Raw genomic sequence first — 16,755 nt, 5'->3', positions numbered from 1 at the left:
ATTGATTAAAGAGGGCTCATATAGGGGCCCTCTTTTTATTTACACCCTAAATGGCTGTGTTAGCATTTTATCCAAATACTGTTCTCTGGGCTCCCTAAACTCTGGCACACCAATAACACAGCCGCCATGACCGCCAGTTGGTTGGCTTATATAGGTTTTAAAGAACCTATCCCAAATGGAAAGGAAAAAGCCAAAGTTCGAATGCGTTTCCTTTGCGACAATAGAGTGATGTACGCGGTGCATATCGGGTGTGACGACAACCTTTCTTAGCCAACTATCTAAGGCCAATGGCATTCTGGCATTACTATGGTTGAACATGGCACTGACGTTTAATACTACTTCGAAAATCACGACAGCTAATGCGGGCGCTCCAAGTAACATTACGCACCCAATTTTAATCCAAGCAGAGAGTACGATTTCAATGGGGTGGAACCGAGAACCCGTCGTAAGGTCTATATCTTGATCTGCGTGATGCACTCTATGTAATCGCCATAGAAGAGGGACACGGTGGAACAACATATGCTGAAGATAGATAACCATATCTAAGATTACAACGGACAATACGACGGTTAGCCAAAACGGGAGGTCAATGAGGTTAAACAGACCGAACGATTCCGTCTCTGCGAATTGTGCAGCCTGAAAAGCAAGAATAGGCATGATCACCGTTAGTAAAACATTGTTAGATATAATCAGACTTAGGTTGTTTATCCACCGAATGGATTTCTTTTGGGTCAGTGCCTTTCGGGGCTTGAGCCATTCCCATAGAGCAAACAGGCCGAACGCGGCAACAAAAAATGCGAGACGAATAACCGCTGGATCTTTCATGAGCAATGCCTAATGTATTTGATATTACCGTTACTCTAAGTACAATCGGCATAACTTTCTACTATTAAATGATCAAAAGATAAACATGCGAATTCACTCTGTTCATAAACTCATTGAACATAGACACTCTATCTCGACCAAAGCCTTCAACGCGCGTGGTTCTAAGGTGGTGCGATGTCCGTATTGCCAGATAGCAAAAATATATTGCATATGTCCTTATCAACCGGACATCAACAGCAATGTTTCCGCTCTCATTTTGATGTCCAAAAATGAGGTATTAAAGCCAAGTAACACCGGGCGGCTTATTGCAGACGTTATTAAAGATACCTATACCTTTCAGTGGAACAGAACAGAACCTGAAAAAGAACTGGTCGCGCTACTCAGTTCAACATGTTATCAACCCATTATTGTTTTTCCGGAAGAGTATGTAGCTGATAGTAAAAGAGTATTGGAGCATCCAGATTTGGAAGCATTAACTGCAAAACCTGATGGTAAAAGATTATTATTGGTGTTTATTGATAGCAGTTGGCGAGAATCTAGAAAGATATTTCGTAAGTCGCCTTACCTTGACTCGCTACCTGTAGTATCGATAAAGCCAGAAATATTGTCTCAGTATGTAATGCGCAAATCAGATAACGAAAACCACCTTTCTACGGCTGAAGTAGCTAATATTGTATTGGAAATGGTTGGAGAAGAAAAAGCAGCGCATAATTTGCGTCTATGGTTTGAATTATTTAGAGAAAGCTATCTACTGACCAAGACACGTATGGGGGCTGACCTTTCTCGGCCCGCGTTAGCTAACTACGTCGCATTAACTAACTATGCCGCATTAACAGCATGATATAAGACGCTTATATACTGACGAACTAACCACTAAAGCCCAACAAAACTTGGCTCAGGTCACGGTATGTAGCGGTGGTGTTGTGGATAATGTTTACGTTTTACTATTTACTTTTTGATTCCCTATTTGGAATCTTTCATTAGGAGAGAACCATGTACTACGGCTTTGATGTCGGCGGCACTAAAATTGAATTTGGTGCATTTAACGAAAAACTGGAACGGGTAGCAACAGAACGCGTTCCAACACCAGGTGATGACTACCAATTATTGGTCGATACCATCGCGGGAATGGTTAAGAAATACGACCAACAGTTTGAGATCGAAGGTACCGTAGGTTTAGGGCTTCCAGGAATGGAAAATGCTGACGACGGAACAGTATTAACCGTAAACATCAAAGCGGCGAAAGGTAAGCCATTAAGACGTGATCTTGAAAGTGCAATTAGCCGTAAAGTTCTTATCGAAAACGACGCGAACTGCTTTGCGCTCTCAGAAGCGTGGGACGAAGAATTGCAGGATGAAAAATCGGTTATCGGCTTGATCTTGGGTACGGGGTTTGGTGGCGGTTTTGTTTTTGATGGAAAGATTTTCTCTGGGCACAACAATGTGGCTGGTGAAGTAGGGCACACACGTCTTCCTATCGATGCATGGTTTCACTTAGGTGATACAGGTACAGCACCTTTATTAGAATGTGGCTGCGATAAAAAAGGTTGTTTAGATAACTATCTTTCTGGGCGTGGATTCGAATTACTTTATGCTCACTACTATGGTGAGAAAAAGAAAGCGATTGATATCATTAAGGCGCAAGCTGAAGGCGATGAAAATGCCGTTGAGCACGTTGAACGCTTTATGGAATTAGTGGCAATCTGCTTCGCCAATTTATTCACCGGCCTTGACCCCGATGTTGTGGTATTAGGCGGTGGTTTATCAAACTATGATTTGCTATACCAAGAACTACCAAAGCGTATACCTAAATATCTCATGTCTGTTGCTAAGTGTCCTAAAATCATCAAAGCAAAACATGGCGATTCTGGCGGTGTACGCGGTGCAGCATTCTTGAATATTAAGTAAAGTATTGAACTGCCTTAAGCGTAAACTCTCCGTATGAAGTTTAGGGCTGTTCATCTTAAAATAAAATTGATCTACTTCCACGAAAACCAACGTCATCCCCATGAAAATGGGGATCTAAAATCACCAAGATTCCCGTTTTCACGGGAATGACGAAGTATTTAGCACTAACCGAACAGCATTACGTCTGCACGGGAATGACGAAGTATTTAGCACTAACCGAACAGCAATACGTCTGCACTGGAATGACGAAGTACTTAACACTAACCGAACAGCATTACGTCTGCACGGGAATGACGAGGTATTTAGCACTAATCGAACAGAATTACGTGTAAACGGAAATCTTAAAATTGAATTCTCGCGAGGACAGTCTAATTAGATTGGTTTAAACCACTAATATTACTTTTCACCTACACCGCGATTCTCTTTTTTTGCCAATGTAATCTTGCCAAAGCCAAGCTTTTTAAAGTAATTATCTCGATAATCTCTTACCGCTTTGGTAGTAGATACGGCCTCTATTTGCTGTTCCATTTTTAAAAAGTCAGAAATATCTAAGCCTTCTGCTTCCGCTACGGCTTCTTGAATGGTGCGGTGCTTTTCATATGAAAATGTGAGTGTTTTTTCTTCTGTTTTGTATACATAAAGAATGGTTCTGGCCATTTTTACCCCTTGTTAAACTGGTTTACATAAGTAATGACGAATTCACTTATTCCGTCAATATCATTAATATCGAGTTGTGGTAGTGCGCTATCTACTCTTACATCCGCTGCGATCGCAATAATGTCGGGGTCTTGGTTGTATAACCAAGGTTTACCAACTTCATCTCGATGGAGCTCAATCTTTGGGAAGGAGAGTGTCTTGCAACCTTCTACAAGGATAAGGTCTAATTTGGAATGGTCAAACATGTTTAGTAGATATTCGAAGTTTTCTTCTTTATCTGGTGTTTCAGTAAACAATACATGTCTGTTACCGGAGGCGATGAGCATCTGATCGGCTCCCGCTTTACGCAACCTATAACTATCTTTTCCCGGCGTATCCAAATCAAAATCATGATGGGCGTGCTTTAACACGGCAACACGAACGCCATGGGCTTTGATTTTCGGTAGTATAGCTTCTAAAAGCGTCGTTTTCCCTGTCCCGCTATAAGCGGCAAATCCAAGTAAAGGTAGCGTAGGTCTCTGCATTGTATTACCAAATTGAGTTAGTTCTTCTGGCGTGTTTAGATTAATAAAAGTCTCTGGTTTATCGGAGAAGTCGATATACTCAGTATGACATTTGTCCAATAGTAGTTTTATTTTTCGGTCTCCCGCTTGCAAGAAAGACTCGAGTTTTGGAAGAGCACGTTTGTTCCAAATACTAAACACAGGTTGAGCGTGTTTACCGTCATGCGCGACATAAACATCAACATCTGAATTCAATTTAGCACTCAGCCTACTGACAAGGTCGTTGGGTATATTTGGTGTATCACAAGGAGTAAAACCAACCCACTGCGACTCAGAAGAACTTAGCGACGCGTGAATGCCAGCTAACGGGCCTTGAAAGCCGTCTATCTGGTCGCTGTGTACTTCGGCGAATTTACTGTAACTCGCTTGGTTTCTATTCGCGTTTATGCGGATCAATTCAATTTGATTGCTTAAACGTGAATATACTGTTTCTACAAGAGACTTGCCTCTGAGCAGTAATAAGCCTTTATCGCTGCCGCCCATTCTGGATGCGCGACCGCCAGCTAATATAACCCAACTTAAAGAATTGTTATGCATTTGTGTTCTTATTTTTTGTGTAATTTAAAATGTGTTGTTAAACAATAACTAATATAAATGTAGGTTACACTTTACTCAATCGATTGAATAGTAACTAGCATGACAGATAGCTATTATATATAATCTTCGCTATGCAATGAGTGTCTTTTACCAATTACGTCTTTAAACCCTACTATTAGTTGTCTTATATGCCAACAACCGCGAAGTATACCACAGACCATCCCTTTCCAATTGATGTGCAATATCAAGGAATATCCATATTAATCGTCGACGATGAAGTTGGCATCTGCGAACTTCTTTATAAGGCATTGAGTCGGCTTTTTAGGCAGATCGATACAGCGACGACTATCAGGCAGGCTGAGCAACTTAGACAGCGAAATCAATATGATCTGGTATTGCTGGATATCAATCTACCTGACCGTTCTGGTATGGACTGGCACGAAGTCTTTGAAAACGGGACCAATAGCACCGACGTCATATTCATTACAGGCTATGCAAACCTGCAAATGGCTATCAAAGCATTAAAGCTTGGCGCAAGCGACTTTATACTGAAGCCATTTAATATTGACCAAATTTACTGTGCGGTTAAGAAATGCATTGATAATCGAATTGAAAAAAGAAATATAACGGCCTTAAAAAGAGACGTTATGCGATATTTACCGGCTAAACTTATTGGTAATTCAGCTCAGAGCCGCACACTGGATAAGCAGATCAATCAATACGCACCGTCTAACGCAGCGGTGTTAATACAAGGTGAATCTGGGACGGGTAAAGAGTTAGTTGCCCGCGAACTTCACCTAAGAAGTGGTCGCAGTGGCGCATTTGTACCTTTGAACTGTGGTTCAATGGATGCGGCTAATCTGGCTAACGAACTGTTCGGATATTGCGATGCACATACGTCGAATACATGCCGCGACGGACTATTAAGAATTGCCAATGGAGGGACCCTATTTTTAGACGAAGTGAGTGAACTTCCGCACAACATGCAATCAGCCCTGTTGAGAGTGCTTGAAGAGCGGGTTGTGCGACCTTTAGGTGCCAACCGTGTCTTTACCACAAATGTAAGAATTGTAGCGGCAACGAATAAGGTTTTAAAGACTCAGGTGGACAAGGGCGAGTTTAGACAAGATTTGTATTACCGTCTAAACGTGTTAAGTATTCATGTCGCCCCTTTAAGAGAACGAAGTGATGATCTGGTTGAGCTGATTCCTTATTTTACAAGGCTTCTAGCAAACGAACAAAGTGTAAAAGTACCAGGATGGAGCAGTGGTGAGATTGATGCGCTGCAAAACTATCATTGGCCCGGAAACATTAGAGAACTGCGCAATTTAATAGAACGTTGTATTTTGACTGGAAATTCGATCGCACACCACTGGCATGAAATATCCCATAACCCAACTTTGGATAAACATCGACAGGTTATCAATATCGGTGGCAACAACTCAATGCCAATGATAATGGATGAAGAAATAGTGGGTTACCCAGATGACTGGGCAATGAAGGCGGTTGAGAAAGCGCATATCGTGCAAGTTGTAAATTACTGCGATGGTAATAAAACGGCGGCTTCTAAGAAACTCAAAATATCCAGAAAAACACTAGACAGAAAGTTTAAAGAATGGGGTGCATAAACGGGTGTCAACATGTATAGCAAAATAAAGGAGAAAATCAGGACAACACTTAGGTATCGCCTCTTTATTCTAATTTTTTTGCCGATCATTACCATATTGCTCTCACTGATTGCCTTTAGTTTTTATTGGACCGTCAATTACACATGGCAAAATGCGCTTCAAGACGTTTCTGAGAAACTCAATATTGTTGAATTCAACATCAAAACAATGCAGGAGAGGCAAAACGAATTATTGCGGAGTTACTCAGATTCATATCGTTTTAAAAAACAACTTAATGATACAAATAGCAGCTCAGAAGAGATAAACCATTGGATTGAATCACACGAACCATTTCAACACTTTGATTTTGTAAGTTGGGTACCAGTAGACAAAATAGAGAATGAATTCTCTTACGTTTCTTACACCCAGACCCCTGCATTCTTTGACATATTGACTGCAAGCAAACTTAATGAACTCAGACCTGGATTGGCAGATAAAGCCCGTATTACAATTCAACAAGAGCCAATACCTCTAACCGATGGCTTTGTTAGTAGAACCATCTATCCAGTACGAGATAATGATGGACGATTACTTGGTTACCTTGATGGTGGCATACTTCTAAACAACAATCTTTCTGTTGTTGATGAGTATAGAGATCTTATTTATCCCTTTACGAATGAACAAAATTCAGAGCACGGAACGGTTACCATTTTCTTAAGAGACGTGCGTGTCAGCACCAATGTTGTTTCAAAATCGGATGGACTGCGTGCCCTAGGTACACGAGTTTCAGATACAGTGAAAGAGGCCGTTTTAGAACGGGGTGATAATTATATTGATAAAGCCTTCGTTTTTGATGATTGGTATATCTCTGCCTATCAACCAGTGTATGACCACCAAAACAAGGTAGTGGGCATTTTCTATACGGGTTATGAGGTTTGGCCTCTCGTTGAATCCTACGTTGTTAACCTGATTGAAATCTCATGTGCCATTTTGCTTGTATTGTTGATATTAGCGGTGCTGGTGTACCGAAATACTAATGAGATGTTCTATCCCATACAGCGTATTTCAAGCACGGTTAAGTTGATTAAAAATGGTAAAAATGGACGAATTGGCGATCTTGAACTTGATCAGGAACATGAGTTAGCACAACTAGGCTCACAATTTGACAGCATGTTAGATCAACTTGAGAAAAGAGAGAATGAAATACAGAGTGCGGCCGACCAACTCGAATATAAAGTTGTTTCTCGCACCGCGAGCTTAAATCAGAAAACTCAAGAACTAGAAGAACATATTGAGTTACTCAATGTAACGAGAGACAAGTTAATTAACAACGAAAAACTAGCCGCTCTTGGTAAGCTCACTGCTGGTATTGCCCACGAGATAAACAATCCAATTACGGTAATTTTAGGCAATATACAGTTGTTGCAACTTGATTTTGCAAATGAGAATCCGTCTGTCGCATATGAATTAGAAAATATTGTGAATCAGATAGATAGGATAACCAATATAACCTCAAGCCTGTTGCAATATAGTCGCGTAGGCAATGAACTGGAAATGTTGACGGATGAAAACATTTCAGACGTGCTACAGAAAGCAATTACGCTCGTTAGGACGGGCACTTACGTTAAGAACATCGATTTTTTTACTCACTTTTCAGAAAGTGAGACGGTGCAGTGTAATCGAAATCAACTATTACAGATTATTATAAATGTATTGATGAACGCCATACAATCCATGCAGGGTAAGGGTTCTTTAGGTATTTTTACCGAAGACTGGTTAGTAGATTCAAAAGTTAATGGTGCAATAATTCATATTCAAGACAAAGGCTGTGGGATCAGTTCGCAAGAGATAGCGAATGTTTTCGAACCATTTTATACAACCAAATCTGATGGCACTGGATTAGGGTTGGCGGTATCGCTGAGTTTGATCAATCTAATAGGTGGTAAGATTGAAGTCACATCAAAAGTCGGTGTGGGCTCAACGTTCAGTATATTCTTAAAAAAATGCGTGATACCCGATCTTGATGATCCATTGAAGGAATAGAACGATAACCACTCCCCATTTTAGCGCATCATTAATGCTTAATTAATGGATCAATTTGGTGCTTGTTGACCCTTTATGGGGCAATTAGGTTGTAAATCTCTTTTTAGAAATTCTATCTATTTCAAATATATCCTTTAAAAACAATGCAATATATGTGTTTATGTTCTAATCCTAATAGACTCATTTTTTGGAACGCTACTTGCTTCGTCAACAACCAATAGAGAAAACAACCATTTTGGTTAGATAATAGACAAAGTGCACAACAATAGTGCGATATACATGGAGTAGTATTTAGAATGAGTATTTCCGCTAACGAAATTCATGGCGCAGTACAGACATTAACCGAGAGCTCTGACACGTTATTTTTGCTATTGGGCGCAATAATGGTGTTTCTAATGCATGCTGGTTTTGCCTTCCTAGAAGTCGGTACAGTAAGAAAGAAGAACCAAGTGAATGCGCTGGTTAAGATCCTAGCTGATTTTGGCGTATCAGCTATAGCATATTTTTTTATAGGTTATTGGGTCGCTTATGATGCTAACTTTTTTTCAAGTGCCGAAACTTTATCTGCCGGTAACGGATACGAGTTGGTCAAATTTTTCTTTTTGCTAACGTTCGCCGCCGCCATTCCAGCTATCGTTTCGGGTGGTATCGCTGAGCGCGCTCGTTTTTATCCTATTTTGCTCGCCACCTTTTTTACCGTTGGTTTTATCTATCCATTTTTTGAAGGCATTATTTGGAACGGAAATTTTGGTGTTCAATCATGGTTTGAGTCTAATTTTGGTGCGGGATTCCATGATTTCGCAGGCTCAGTCGTTGTGCACGGTGTCGGTGGATGGATTGCACTTGTTGCCGTACTCTTTTTGGGTATGCGTAAAGGGCGTATCCGTGCGGGCAAGCACACAAACTTTGCGCCTTCGAACATTCCGTTCTTAGCGCTTGGTGCCTGGATTCTATCGGTTGGTTGGTTTGGTTTTAATGTCATGTCCGCTCAAACCCTAAATGGGATTAGTGGTTTAGTGGCCATGAACTCATTGATGGCCATGGTGGGAGGTATTCTAGCGGCTCTAGTTGTTGGTAAAAATGACCCAGGTTTTATCCACAATGGGCCTTTAGCAGGTTTGGTTGCTATATGTGCTGGGTCTGACTTAATGCATCCGATTGGCGCTTTGGTAACGGGGGCAATTGCGGGTGGTATGTTTGTATGGCTGTTTACCTACATACAAAATAAAACAAAGTTTGACGATGTACTAGGTGTATGGCCATTACACGGCGTTTGTGGTGCTTGGGGTGGCATTGCTGCGGGTATCTTTGGCCAGACGGCTCTGGGGGGCTTAGGTGGCATTAGCTTTACCGTTCAAGTTATGGGTACGTTGATGGGCATTTTGGTTGCATTGATAGGGGCTGGTTTAGTTTACGGCATGCTCAATCAATTTGTTGGCCTACGATTGAGTGAAGAAGATGAGTTTAAGGGGGCGGATTTAGCGATACATAAAATAAGCTCTATTAATGAGGATTAAACAGCGAGTTCTCATTTATTGAAAAAAACGGCTAATTAGCCGTTTTTTTTCGACTATAGTCTAAAACCTTGCACTATAAGTGGTATTTCCTAAATGCTAAACTTTACTTATAGATGAATAACAAAGCAAAAGGGAAGTTCAATGTCATTTCCATATAAAAATATCGTTATATTATCTGGTGCTGGGATATCCGCTGAGTCTGGAATCAAAACCTTCCGTGCACAAGATGGGCTTTGGGAAAACCATAAGATTGAAGATGTCGCCACACCGGAAGGCTTTCATGCTAACCCAGATTTGGTACAAAACTTTTATAACAAGCGACGTCGTAAACTTCAAAGTGAAGAGATAAAACCAAACTTAGCCCACCAAGCTTTAGGCCGCTTAGAAGCGGAATTGGATGGAAAGGTGACGGTTATTACGCAAAACATCGATAACCTACATGAACGGGGCGGCACAAAGAATATTATTCATATGCATGGCGAGCTTCTAAAAGCGCGCTGTTCAGAATCTTCGCAAGTTGTTGAGCATAAAGACGACATTCAAACTGGAGAGCTCTGTCATTGTTGTCAGATCCCTGTGCAGATGAGACCACACATTGTTTGGTTCGGTGAAATGCCTCTTCGTATGGGTGATATTTATTCCGCGCTCGAGGAAGTTGACCTGTTTATTTCTATTGGCACATCTGGTGTGGTTTATCCTGCGGCTGGCTTTGTGCATGATGCGCGTATGCATGGCGCTCATACAATCGAAATCAACCTAGAGCCATCTGCGGTTGAAAGTGAGTTTGAAGAGAAGAGATACGGTAAAGCCAGTATAGAAGTACCCAAACTGGTTGCGGAGTTGCTTAGCCACCAAGATGCCAAAAGCGCTTAGTGCGCAAGGTTCTGGATCTCTAATGGGTATAAGTATAAACGCGGAGAGAAAGAGGTTAGGGATAGGGTAGAGCAATAAAAAAGTGGCTAAAGCCGCTTTTTTATTGCTGCAGAGAATGGCATTAATTATGTGTTCAAAATGAACTCGATTCCACAGACCGCTCAAGACGTCCTTGTTCGTTTAGCAAAGGCCATTCATGGCCTTTTATGTCTGCTTTATCGAATACATTTCATCTAATAAGTTGCTTAGTGTAATTGGTCTTATTGTTCGATCTTTAGTTTTTGGAAATACTCTTCATAAAGAACACTTGCTTCGCCAACCTCATCCTGCCAAAAGCCCGAATTCATGACCTCTTGAGGTGGGAATATATTCGTATCGTTCGCAAATTCTTCAGGTAAAAGTGGATAAGCGGATTTGACTGGCGTTGGGTAGCCAATTTCGAGGGCTATTTTGGCCGCATTTTCTGGTCGTAATAGGAAGTTGATCATCTTATGTGCAGCATCGACGTTTTGCGCTCCAGCAGGAATAGATAAACTATCCATCCAGAATATGGTCCCTTTTTCGGGCCAGATAATATCAATATTTGCGCCTTCTTGGCGCGCCATATAGGCGGAACCATTCCAGAGCATACCCACGGCTGTTTCACCCGCTAAATAAGGGTTTGCAGGAAAGTCTGAATTGAATACGAGTACATTGGGCATCAGCTTTTTAAGCTCGTTATACGCGGCCTCTATCTCGTCTGGGTTTGTAGTATTAGTAGAGTAACCTAAGCGAACCAAAGCAATGTGGAAGAACTCACGAGAGTCATCCATCATCATCAACTGGCCTTCCCATTTAGGGTCCCAAAAGTCATCCCAGCTAGTGATAGAGCTTGCATCCATCATATCTGTGTTGATGCCGATACCCGTTGCTCCCCAAATATAAGGAATGGAATAAGTGTTGTCTGGGTCAAACGATTTGTTTAGGTAATTCTCGTCGAGTTCTTTGAAATGCGATAGCTTCGTTTTGTCTATCGCCGTCAACATGTTTTCTTTGCGCATCTTAGAAACAAAATAGGTCGAAGGAACAACTAAGTCATAGCCTTTTCCTTGGGTTTTGAGTTTGGCATACATAGTTTCATTTGACTCATATGTAGAGTAAATGACTTTGATACCAGTCTCTTTAGTAAAGTCTTCTAAGATTGAATTTGGAATGTATTCAGACCAGTTATAAAAATAGAGTTCATCATCAGCGGCAAAAGCGCTTGCTGATAGTGTCGCGGCACAAAGCGTGCTCGAAATAATTTTAGACCAGTTATTCATCATTTTTCCAACCATGTTGATTTTTCTGTCCAAAGAGTAATTCTCTCTGAATCATTCTTTATGCAATACATCATTCGACGTGAATTTTAAACGAAGTTAATTACTTTGCAATCGAATTAGAACGAATTAAATCGACTTAGTCTTTTCTCGCACGATAATTTGGGAAAGCGCGACTAAAACTAATGAGACGACCAGCATCAGTGTTGCTAATGCATTCACTTCGGGCGATATCCCAACCTTGACCATAGAGTATATTTTAAGCGGCAATATTTCATAAGCTGGACCCGTTACAAAGGAGCTAATGATGACATCATCCAAAGAGAGGGTAAAACTAAGCAACCAACCAGCGGCAACAGCCGGTTTTGCTAAAGGAAAGATTATCTGTTTTAAGATTATCCACTCGCTCGCACCAAGATCTTTTGCCGCTTCTAACATTTTGACATCAAATCCATTTAATCTGCTGTATACCGTAACGACAACAAATGGTAAACAAAAGGTAATGTGTGCAATAAATAAGGTAACAAAGCCTAACTGGACACCGATGACTAAAAAGAGAGCGAGCAATGAGATCGCCATAACAATATCGGGTGACATCATGACAATGAAAAGTAGCCCGTTAACCATACCTTTACCTTTGAAGCGGTAACGAAACAGAGCCACGGCCGTTAAGCTTCCTAATATGGTTGCCACAGTCGCAGAATAAAGCGCGATATTGATAGAATGCCATGCCGCTTGCATCAAACTGTCGTTGTTAACCAAGGACTCATACCATTTCAGTGTCCATCCTCCCCATTTCATGCCAAATTTACTGACATTAAATGAATTTGCGATAAGGACAAAAATGGGGAGGTATAAAAATAGATACACCAGACTGACGAAACTAAATTGAAATACACGTTTCATAACTAAAACTCTCCCTTACGATTGAGCATCTTCCCAACCTTGTAATAGACAGTCAGCATCACAGCCATTGATGCTGTTAATGCGATGCTAGTCGCTGCTCCGAACGGCCAATCTCGACTATTTAAGACTTGGCTTTTTATTACGTTACCAATCAGTAAGTTTTTTGCGCCCCCGAGTAAATCGGACACATAAAACATACCGAGCGCGGGTAATAAAACTAACAGGCAACCTCCAATAATTCCGGGCATGGTTAGGGGCAAAGTGACACGCATAAAAGATTGAATTTTATTGGCACCAAGATCCCTTGCTGCTTCTATGTATGTGCTGTCCAATTTTTCTATAGCGGAATAGAGTGGCAATATCATGAATGGCAACAGAACATAAACGAGACCAATCATGACAGCGGTTTCTGTATACATAAGACGAATTGGTTTCTCGATAATATCTAACGCAAGTAAGCCTTGATTTAGGATCCCTTGAGTACCAAGCACGATTTTTAAGCCGTAGGTACGAATTAAAGAGTTCGTCCAAAAGGGAACGATAACTAAAAATAACATAATAGGGCGTTTATCAACGGGCATCTTTGCCACGATGTAGGCAAATGGGTAGCCAATGACCAGACACAAGAGTGTTGCAATAATCGCCATATAAAAAGAGTGCGCCAATACTTTAGCGTATAGAGGATCAAATAAACGGATGTAGTTGTCTATAGTGAACGTCATCTCAATCAGGTTGGCTTCATCTCTTGTTAAAAAGCTGGTGCCAATAATCATCAGGTTAGGCAGCAGAACAAACAACGTCAACCAAACAACGATTAAGACAATGATTGCTTTTTGCAGGTTAAACTTGTTGTTCATCTTTCAATACCACTTCCCAACTTTCTACCCAAGTGACAACCACTTTCTGACCAAGAGAGTGGTCAACGTCGGGATCATCTTCATTAAAGAATTCACTTACCATGACTCGGTCACCATTTTCTAACTCTATGACCGAATCTAATGTCATCCCTTTATAAGTCCGTTCTAACACATGACCAACGATGCCTTTAGATTCAGATTCTTTAATCTCTTCTAATCGAAGGTCCTCTGGACGTAGGAGGACTTGTAGCTCTTCACCTTGTTTAAAGTCACCGTCGAAATAGATGGTCGACTCCACGCTATCTATCTCCACAAGTACGCGCTTCTCATCGACACGTTTTAACGCTTTGGCTTTGAACACATTAATTTCACCAATAAATCGAGCGACGAATAGATTTTTGGGCTCCTCGTATATCTCTTTAGGTGAGCCGTCCTGTTCAATAATGCCATCACGCATAACAATAATACGATCAGACATAGATAAAGCTTCTTCCTGATCATGTGTAACAAAAACGAAGGTAATTCCAAGCTTGCGTTGTAACTGCTTTAATTCGATCTGCATCTGTTTGCGAAGTTTGTAGTCGAGTGCTGATAAAGATTCGTCAAGCAACAATACTTTTGGCTTATTCACCACAGCTCTTGCGATAGCAACACGTTGTTGCTGTCCTCCGGATAATTGCTGGGGCTTTCTCGAGGCATACTCTTCGAGGCGAACCATTTTTAGCGCCTCAAGGACCCTCGGTTTTATGTCTGATTGAGCCACTTTTTGCATTCGGAGACCGAACGCAACGTTTTCAAATACCGTCATATGAGGAAAAAGTGCATAGCTTTGAAAGACGGTATTAACGGGTCTATGTTCTGATGGCATATGGGTGACAGTGTCACCGTCGATTGATATTTCACCGGCATCGGCCTGTTCAAAGCCCGCTATTAATCTTAGTACCGTTGTTTTACCACAACCTGATGGACCTAATATAGTTAAAAACTCACCATGATTGACTTCTAAATCGAGGCGATTTATGACTTGTTTTCCATCAAAACTTTTTGATATGCAGCCCAAATTGACAACGGGCGTAGGGGACGATGTAATCTGATTCAACGCGTAGTTTGCTCCGTAACATTGAAAAACCGTACGATAACTGATTAACCATGCGCTAAAACGCGGAGGCGAGATTAATTAGGTATCAATATTGATCGAATAATAATCTTCTATTTTAGTAATTCAAAGTCTTTTTAGTCAACAAACCGACAAATTAATAACTTAATGCCATTCGCTTTTACTTGGCATTCAACCTGTTTCCACACAGTAGTTAATAAACATAAACAAGTTTGTGTTTCAAGATTGTAAACAATTTAAGTATACTATCGCCAATTCTCTTTTAACCAAGAGCGTCGTTGGCAATTTTTAACTCGCTCGGAATAAAAAATGACTAAAAATATTGAAAAAAACTTTACGTTAGGCGGTTCAATTGAAACCGCTTTAACTGGCAAATATGAGTTAAAACCAGGTGCCGTTCTTCACGAGGCTTGGAAATTCACTATTAAAAACTTTGTTTCTTTTTCACCGGCCATTGTCATTCTTTTAATTGTTCAGATTGCGATTTTCTATATCGCCTTAAAACTGCAGTTAGGTGACCCTTCGGTCATCTTACAGATGTTTCAAAATCCTGAGACTTTTGATCAAAGCATAATAGAAGCCATTTTTATTGCGAACTTCAGCTACGAAGTGATTTCGGCACCTATCTATGCAGGCGTATCAATGATGGCGATGAGTCATGCTGCGGGGTTAGTCACGAAACCAGATCATATTTTAAAAGGCCTAGCCTTCACGGTTCCCATCATACTTGCGACGCTTATCAGTTTAATCGTCCAAGGTGTGGCGGGTATGTTACTGCCCATGTTCTCTATGTATTTTTCTATTGCATTTAGTAATGCCGTGTTGTTGGTATGTGAAAAACGCATGTCACCAATGCAATCGTTGTTTCTGTCTATAAGAGCCGTGAACAAAAAACTGTTCCCATTGGCGAGTATCTATTTGTTCTTGTCGGTTCTGATGTTTTTGTCTGCGATATTTTACGGATTCTTGCTTATTTTCACCTTACCGTTCTTTTTCCACGCTAAAGGTATTATTTACCGCAACATGTTTGGCATTTCGTTAAAAATAATCGCTAGCGAAGCAAACGGAAACGAAGATCAGCATAACAATAATAGCGGTAATGATGATGATGATGATGACAGCAATCATCGTGATGACAGCGACGATAGCGATGGCAGTGGCGACGACGATGATCGCCAAACCAAGAAAGTAGACAAACCGTCAGAATACAACCAAGGTTCAAATACATTTGATGCGTAAAAATTTAACGTTAATACTGATTGTATTTGGGGTGTTCATCGTCACAACCGTTGTATTTATAAAGCGACAAGGAACCGATCAACGTTCAGTAGCCGAACAAACTTCGATTACGCTACCTAGTGATACACCAGACTTTGCTTCAATGAGTAATGCAAACCAAAAGAAGCAAGCTTTCTTTGATTTTCTTGAGCCAAGTATTCAGTTGGAGAATCGAAGAATAATCGACGAGAGAAAGCGTCTTAATGAGATAGAACAAGCATCGAAGTCTGGGTCAATTCATGCAGACGATATTAACTATGCCCGCCAGCTTGGAGAACGGTATTTTTCAACGTTACCAACCAAAGGGATAACACCAGACTGGTTGAGCGAGATGTTGATAAAGGTAAATGTCTTACCTAATGCACTTGTGTTAACACAGGCGGCTAACGAGTCTGCTTGGGGGACATCACGCTTTGCGACGGAAGCAAGTAATTATTTTGGTCAATGGTGTTATAAAGCTGGTTGTGGATTGATACCGCTCAGAAGACAAGATGGGGCTACCCACGAAGTGGCAAAATTTAGGTCCGCGACAGGGTCGGTTCACGGTTATTTTATGAACGTAAACCGTAATAGAGCCTATTCTGAACTTCGTGAAATTCGCAACAAGCTCGCAGAGAAAAAGAGTGATTTATTGAGCCCTGAAACGGCAACCGCATTAACCAACGGATTACTTCGTTACTCGGAACGCGGTCAAGATTATGTAGACGACCTACAAACCATGATTCGCGTCAACGCAAAGTACTGGACGAAGCAGTAGCGAATTAGACAT

Annotated in this window: 15 protein-coding genes and 2 pseudogenes; 9 read left to right on the top strand and 8 right to left on the bottom strand. The window is 41.0% G+C overall.

Features of this window, described 5'->3' with window-relative positions; genetic code table 11:
* Nucleotides 1-39: 39 nt before the first annotated feature.
* Nucleotides 40-825 carry a sterol desaturase family protein gene (locus IUZ65_RS08375; RefSeq protein ID WP_195703301.1) on the bottom strand — a complete coding sequence of 262 codons (786 nt, stop codon included), beginning with the start codon at nt 823-825 and terminating at the stop codon, nt 40-42.
* Nucleotides 826-910: 85 nt separating this feature from the next.
* On the opposite strand from IUZ65_RS08375, the gene IUZ65_RS08370 reads away from it, so the two are divergent.
* The 3 genes from IUZ65_RS08370 (at nt 911) to IUZ65_RS08360 (ending at nt 3,065) form a co-directional block, all read left to right on the top strand.
* A complete protein-coding gene (locus tag IUZ65_RS08370) occupies nt 911-1,666 on the top strand; it encodes a tRNA-uridine aminocarboxypropyltransferase (protein ID WP_195703300.1) in 756 nt (251 codons plus the stop codon).
* 152 nt (nt 1,667-1,818) lie between these two features.
* The gene (gene nagK / locus IUZ65_RS08365; RefSeq protein ID WP_195703299.1) at nt 1,819-2,733 is read left to right on the top strand and encodes an N-acetylglucosamine kinase; all 915 of its coding nucleotides are present in this window, start codon (nt 1,819-1,821) and stop codon (nt 2,731-2,733) included.
* Between the two features lie 146 nt (nt 2,734-2,879).
* Entirely contained in the window at nt 2,880-3,065 is a 186-nt protein-coding gene (locus IUZ65_RS08360; RefSeq protein ID WP_231363575.1) for a hypothetical protein, read from the top strand.
* A gap of 64 nt (nt 3,066-3,129) precedes the next feature.
* Here IUZ65_RS08360 and IUZ65_RS08355 read toward each other — a convergent pair whose 3' ends face one another.
* The 3 genes and pseudogenes from IUZ65_RS08355 to mobA all read right to left on the bottom strand — a co-directional run.
* Nucleotides 3,130-3,390, bottom strand: coding sequence for a DUF2960 family protein (locus IUZ65_RS08355; protein WP_195703298.1), 261 nt, complete (start codon nt 3,388-3,390; stop codon nt 3,130-3,132).
* Nucleotides 3,391-3,398: 8 nt separating this feature from the next.
* A pseudogene (gene mobB / locus IUZ65_RS08350) lies at nt 3,399-3,914 on the bottom strand (molybdopterin-guanine dinucleotide biosynthesis protein B); the annotation flags it as partial.
* A 6-nt stretch (nt 3,915-3,920) separates the two neighbouring features.
* Nucleotides 3,921-4,490, bottom strand: a pseudogene (gene mobA / locus IUZ65_RS08345) (molybdenum cofactor guanylyltransferase MobA); the annotation flags it as partial.
* Nucleotides 4,491-4,678: 188 nt separating this feature from the next.
* On the opposite strand from mobA, the gene IUZ65_RS08340 reads away from it, so the two are divergent.
* The 4 genes from IUZ65_RS08340 to cobB all read left to right on the top strand — a co-directional run bounded on the left by IUZ65_RS08340 (nt 4,679) and on the right by cobB (nt 10,530).
* On the top strand, nt 4,679-6,118 hold the full coding sequence (locus IUZ65_RS08340) for a sigma-54-dependent transcriptional regulator (RefSeq protein WP_195703296.1): 1,440 nt from the start codon (nt 4,679-4,681) through the stop codon (nt 6,116-6,118).
* 12 nt (nt 6,119-6,130) lie between these two features.
* On the top strand, nt 6,131-8,140 hold the full coding sequence (locus tag IUZ65_RS08335) for a sensor histidine kinase (protein WP_195703295.1): 2,010 nt from the start codon (nt 6,131-6,133) through the stop codon (nt 8,138-8,140).
* Nucleotides 8,141-8,436: 296 nt separating this feature from the next.
* A complete protein-coding gene (locus IUZ65_RS08330) occupies nt 8,437-9,657 on the top strand; it encodes an ammonium transporter (protein WP_195703294.1) in 1,221 nt (406 codons plus the stop codon).
* Nucleotides 9,658-9,798: 141 nt separating this feature from the next.
* Complete coding sequence (gene cobB, locus IUZ65_RS08325) at nt 9,799-10,530, top strand: Sir2 family NAD+-dependent deacetylase (protein WP_195703293.1); 732 nt, start codon at nt 9,799-9,801, stop codon at nt 10,528-10,530.
* Nucleotides 10,531-10,790: 260 nt separating this feature from the next.
* On the opposite strand, the gene IUZ65_RS08320 is transcribed toward cobB, so the two are convergent.
* From IUZ65_RS08320 to potA, 4 genes are all read right to left on the bottom strand, one after another.
* A complete protein-coding gene (locus IUZ65_RS08320) occupies nt 10,791-11,831 on the bottom strand; it encodes an extracellular solute-binding protein (RefSeq protein ID WP_195705050.1) in 1,041 nt (346 codons plus the stop codon).
* A 126-nt stretch (nt 11,832-11,957) separates the two neighbouring features.
* The gene (gene potC / locus IUZ65_RS08315) at nt 11,958-12,734 is read right to left on the bottom strand and encodes a spermidine/putrescine ABC transporter permease PotC (protein ID WP_195703292.1); all 777 of its coding nucleotides are present in this window, start codon (nt 12,732-12,734) and stop codon (nt 11,958-11,960) included.
* Between the two features lie 2 nt (nt 12,735-12,736).
* Nucleotides 12,737-13,591 (bottom strand): spermidine/putrescine ABC transporter permease PotB, encoded by an 855-nt coding sequence (gene potB / locus IUZ65_RS08310; RefSeq protein ID WP_195703291.1) that lies wholly within the window; start codon nt 13,589-13,591, stop codon nt 12,737-12,739.
* On the bottom strand, nt 13,575-14,690 hold the full coding sequence (gene potA / locus IUZ65_RS08305) for a spermidine/putrescine ABC transporter ATP-binding protein PotA (RefSeq protein WP_195703290.1): 1,116 nt from the start codon (nt 14,688-14,690) through the stop codon (nt 13,575-13,577). The genes potB and potA overlap by 17 nt, the downstream gene beginning before the upstream one ends.
* Before the next feature lie 327 nt (nt 14,691-15,017).
* Here potA and IUZ65_RS08300 point away from each other — a divergent pair, with 327 nt between their 5' ends.
* Nucleotides 15,018-15,947 (top strand): hypothetical protein, encoded by a 930-nt coding sequence (locus IUZ65_RS08300; protein ID WP_229638016.1) that lies wholly within the window; start codon nt 15,018-15,020, stop codon nt 15,945-15,947.
* Nucleotides 15,940-16,743 (top strand): glucosaminidase domain-containing protein, encoded by an 804-nt coding sequence (locus tag IUZ65_RS08295; protein ID WP_195703289.1) that lies wholly within the window; start codon nt 15,940-15,942, stop codon nt 16,741-16,743. The genes IUZ65_RS08300 and IUZ65_RS08295 overlap by 8 nt, the downstream gene beginning before the upstream one ends.
* The last annotated feature ends 12 nt before the right edge of the window (nt 16,744-16,755 follow it).

Origin of the sequence: Vibrio sp. VB16 (assembly GCF_015594925.2) — a bacterium.
Taxonomy (GTDB): domain Bacteria; phylum Pseudomonadota; class Gammaproteobacteria; order Enterobacterales; family Vibrionaceae; genus Vibrio.
This window is presented reverse-complemented; position numbering and strand designations above follow the sequence as displayed.

Excerpts from the sequence above, each read along its gene's own strand:
- IUZ65_RS08375 (WP_195703301.1), bottom strand. The coding sequence starts at position 825 with ATGAAAGATCCAGCGGTTATTCGTCTCGCATTTTTTGTTGCCGCGTTC.
- IUZ65_RS08370 (WP_195703300.1), top strand. The coding sequence starts at position 911 with ATGCGAATTCACTCTGTTCATAAACTCATTGAACATAGACACTCTATC.
- nagK (WP_195703299.1), top strand. The coding sequence starts at position 1,819 with ATGTACTACGGCTTTGATGTCGGCGGCACTAAAATTGAATTTGGTGCA.
- IUZ65_RS08360 (WP_231363575.1), top strand. The coding sequence starts at position 2,880 with ATGACGAAGTATTTAGCACTAACCGAACAGCATTACGTCTGCACGGGA.
- IUZ65_RS08355 (WP_195703298.1), bottom strand. The coding sequence starts at position 3,390 with ATGGCCAGAACCATTCTTTATGTATACAAAACAGAAGAAAAAACACTC.
- IUZ65_RS08340 (WP_195703296.1), top strand. The coding sequence starts at position 4,679 with ATGCCAACAACCGCGAAGTATACCACAGACCATCCCTTTCCAATTGAT.
- IUZ65_RS08335 (WP_195703295.1), top strand. The coding sequence starts at position 6,131 with ATGTATAGCAAAATAAAGGAGAAAATCAGGACAACACTTAGGTATCGC.
- IUZ65_RS08330 (WP_195703294.1), top strand. The coding sequence starts at position 8,437 with ATGAGTATTTCCGCTAACGAAATTCATGGCGCAGTACAGACATTAACC.
- cobB (WP_195703293.1), top strand. The coding sequence starts at position 9,799 with ATGTCATTTCCATATAAAAATATCGTTATATTATCTGGTGCTGGGATA.
- IUZ65_RS08320 (WP_195705050.1), bottom strand. The coding sequence starts at position 11,831 with ATGAATAACTGGTCTAAAATTATTTCGAGCACGCTTTGTGCCGCGACA.
- potC (WP_195703292.1), bottom strand. The coding sequence starts at position 12,734 with ATGAAACGTGTATTTCAATTTAGTTTCGTCAGTCTGGTGTATCTATTT.
- potB (WP_195703291.1), bottom strand. The coding sequence starts at position 13,591 with ATGAACAACAAGTTTAACCTGCAAAAAGCAATCATTGTCTTAATCGTT.
- IUZ65_RS08300 (WP_229638016.1), top strand. The coding sequence starts at position 15,018 with ATGACTAAAAATATTGAAAAAAACTTTACGTTAGGCGGTTCAATTGAA.
- IUZ65_RS08295 (WP_195703289.1), top strand. The coding sequence starts at position 15,940 with ATGCGTAAAAATTTAACGTTAATACTGATTGTATTTGGGGTGTTCATC.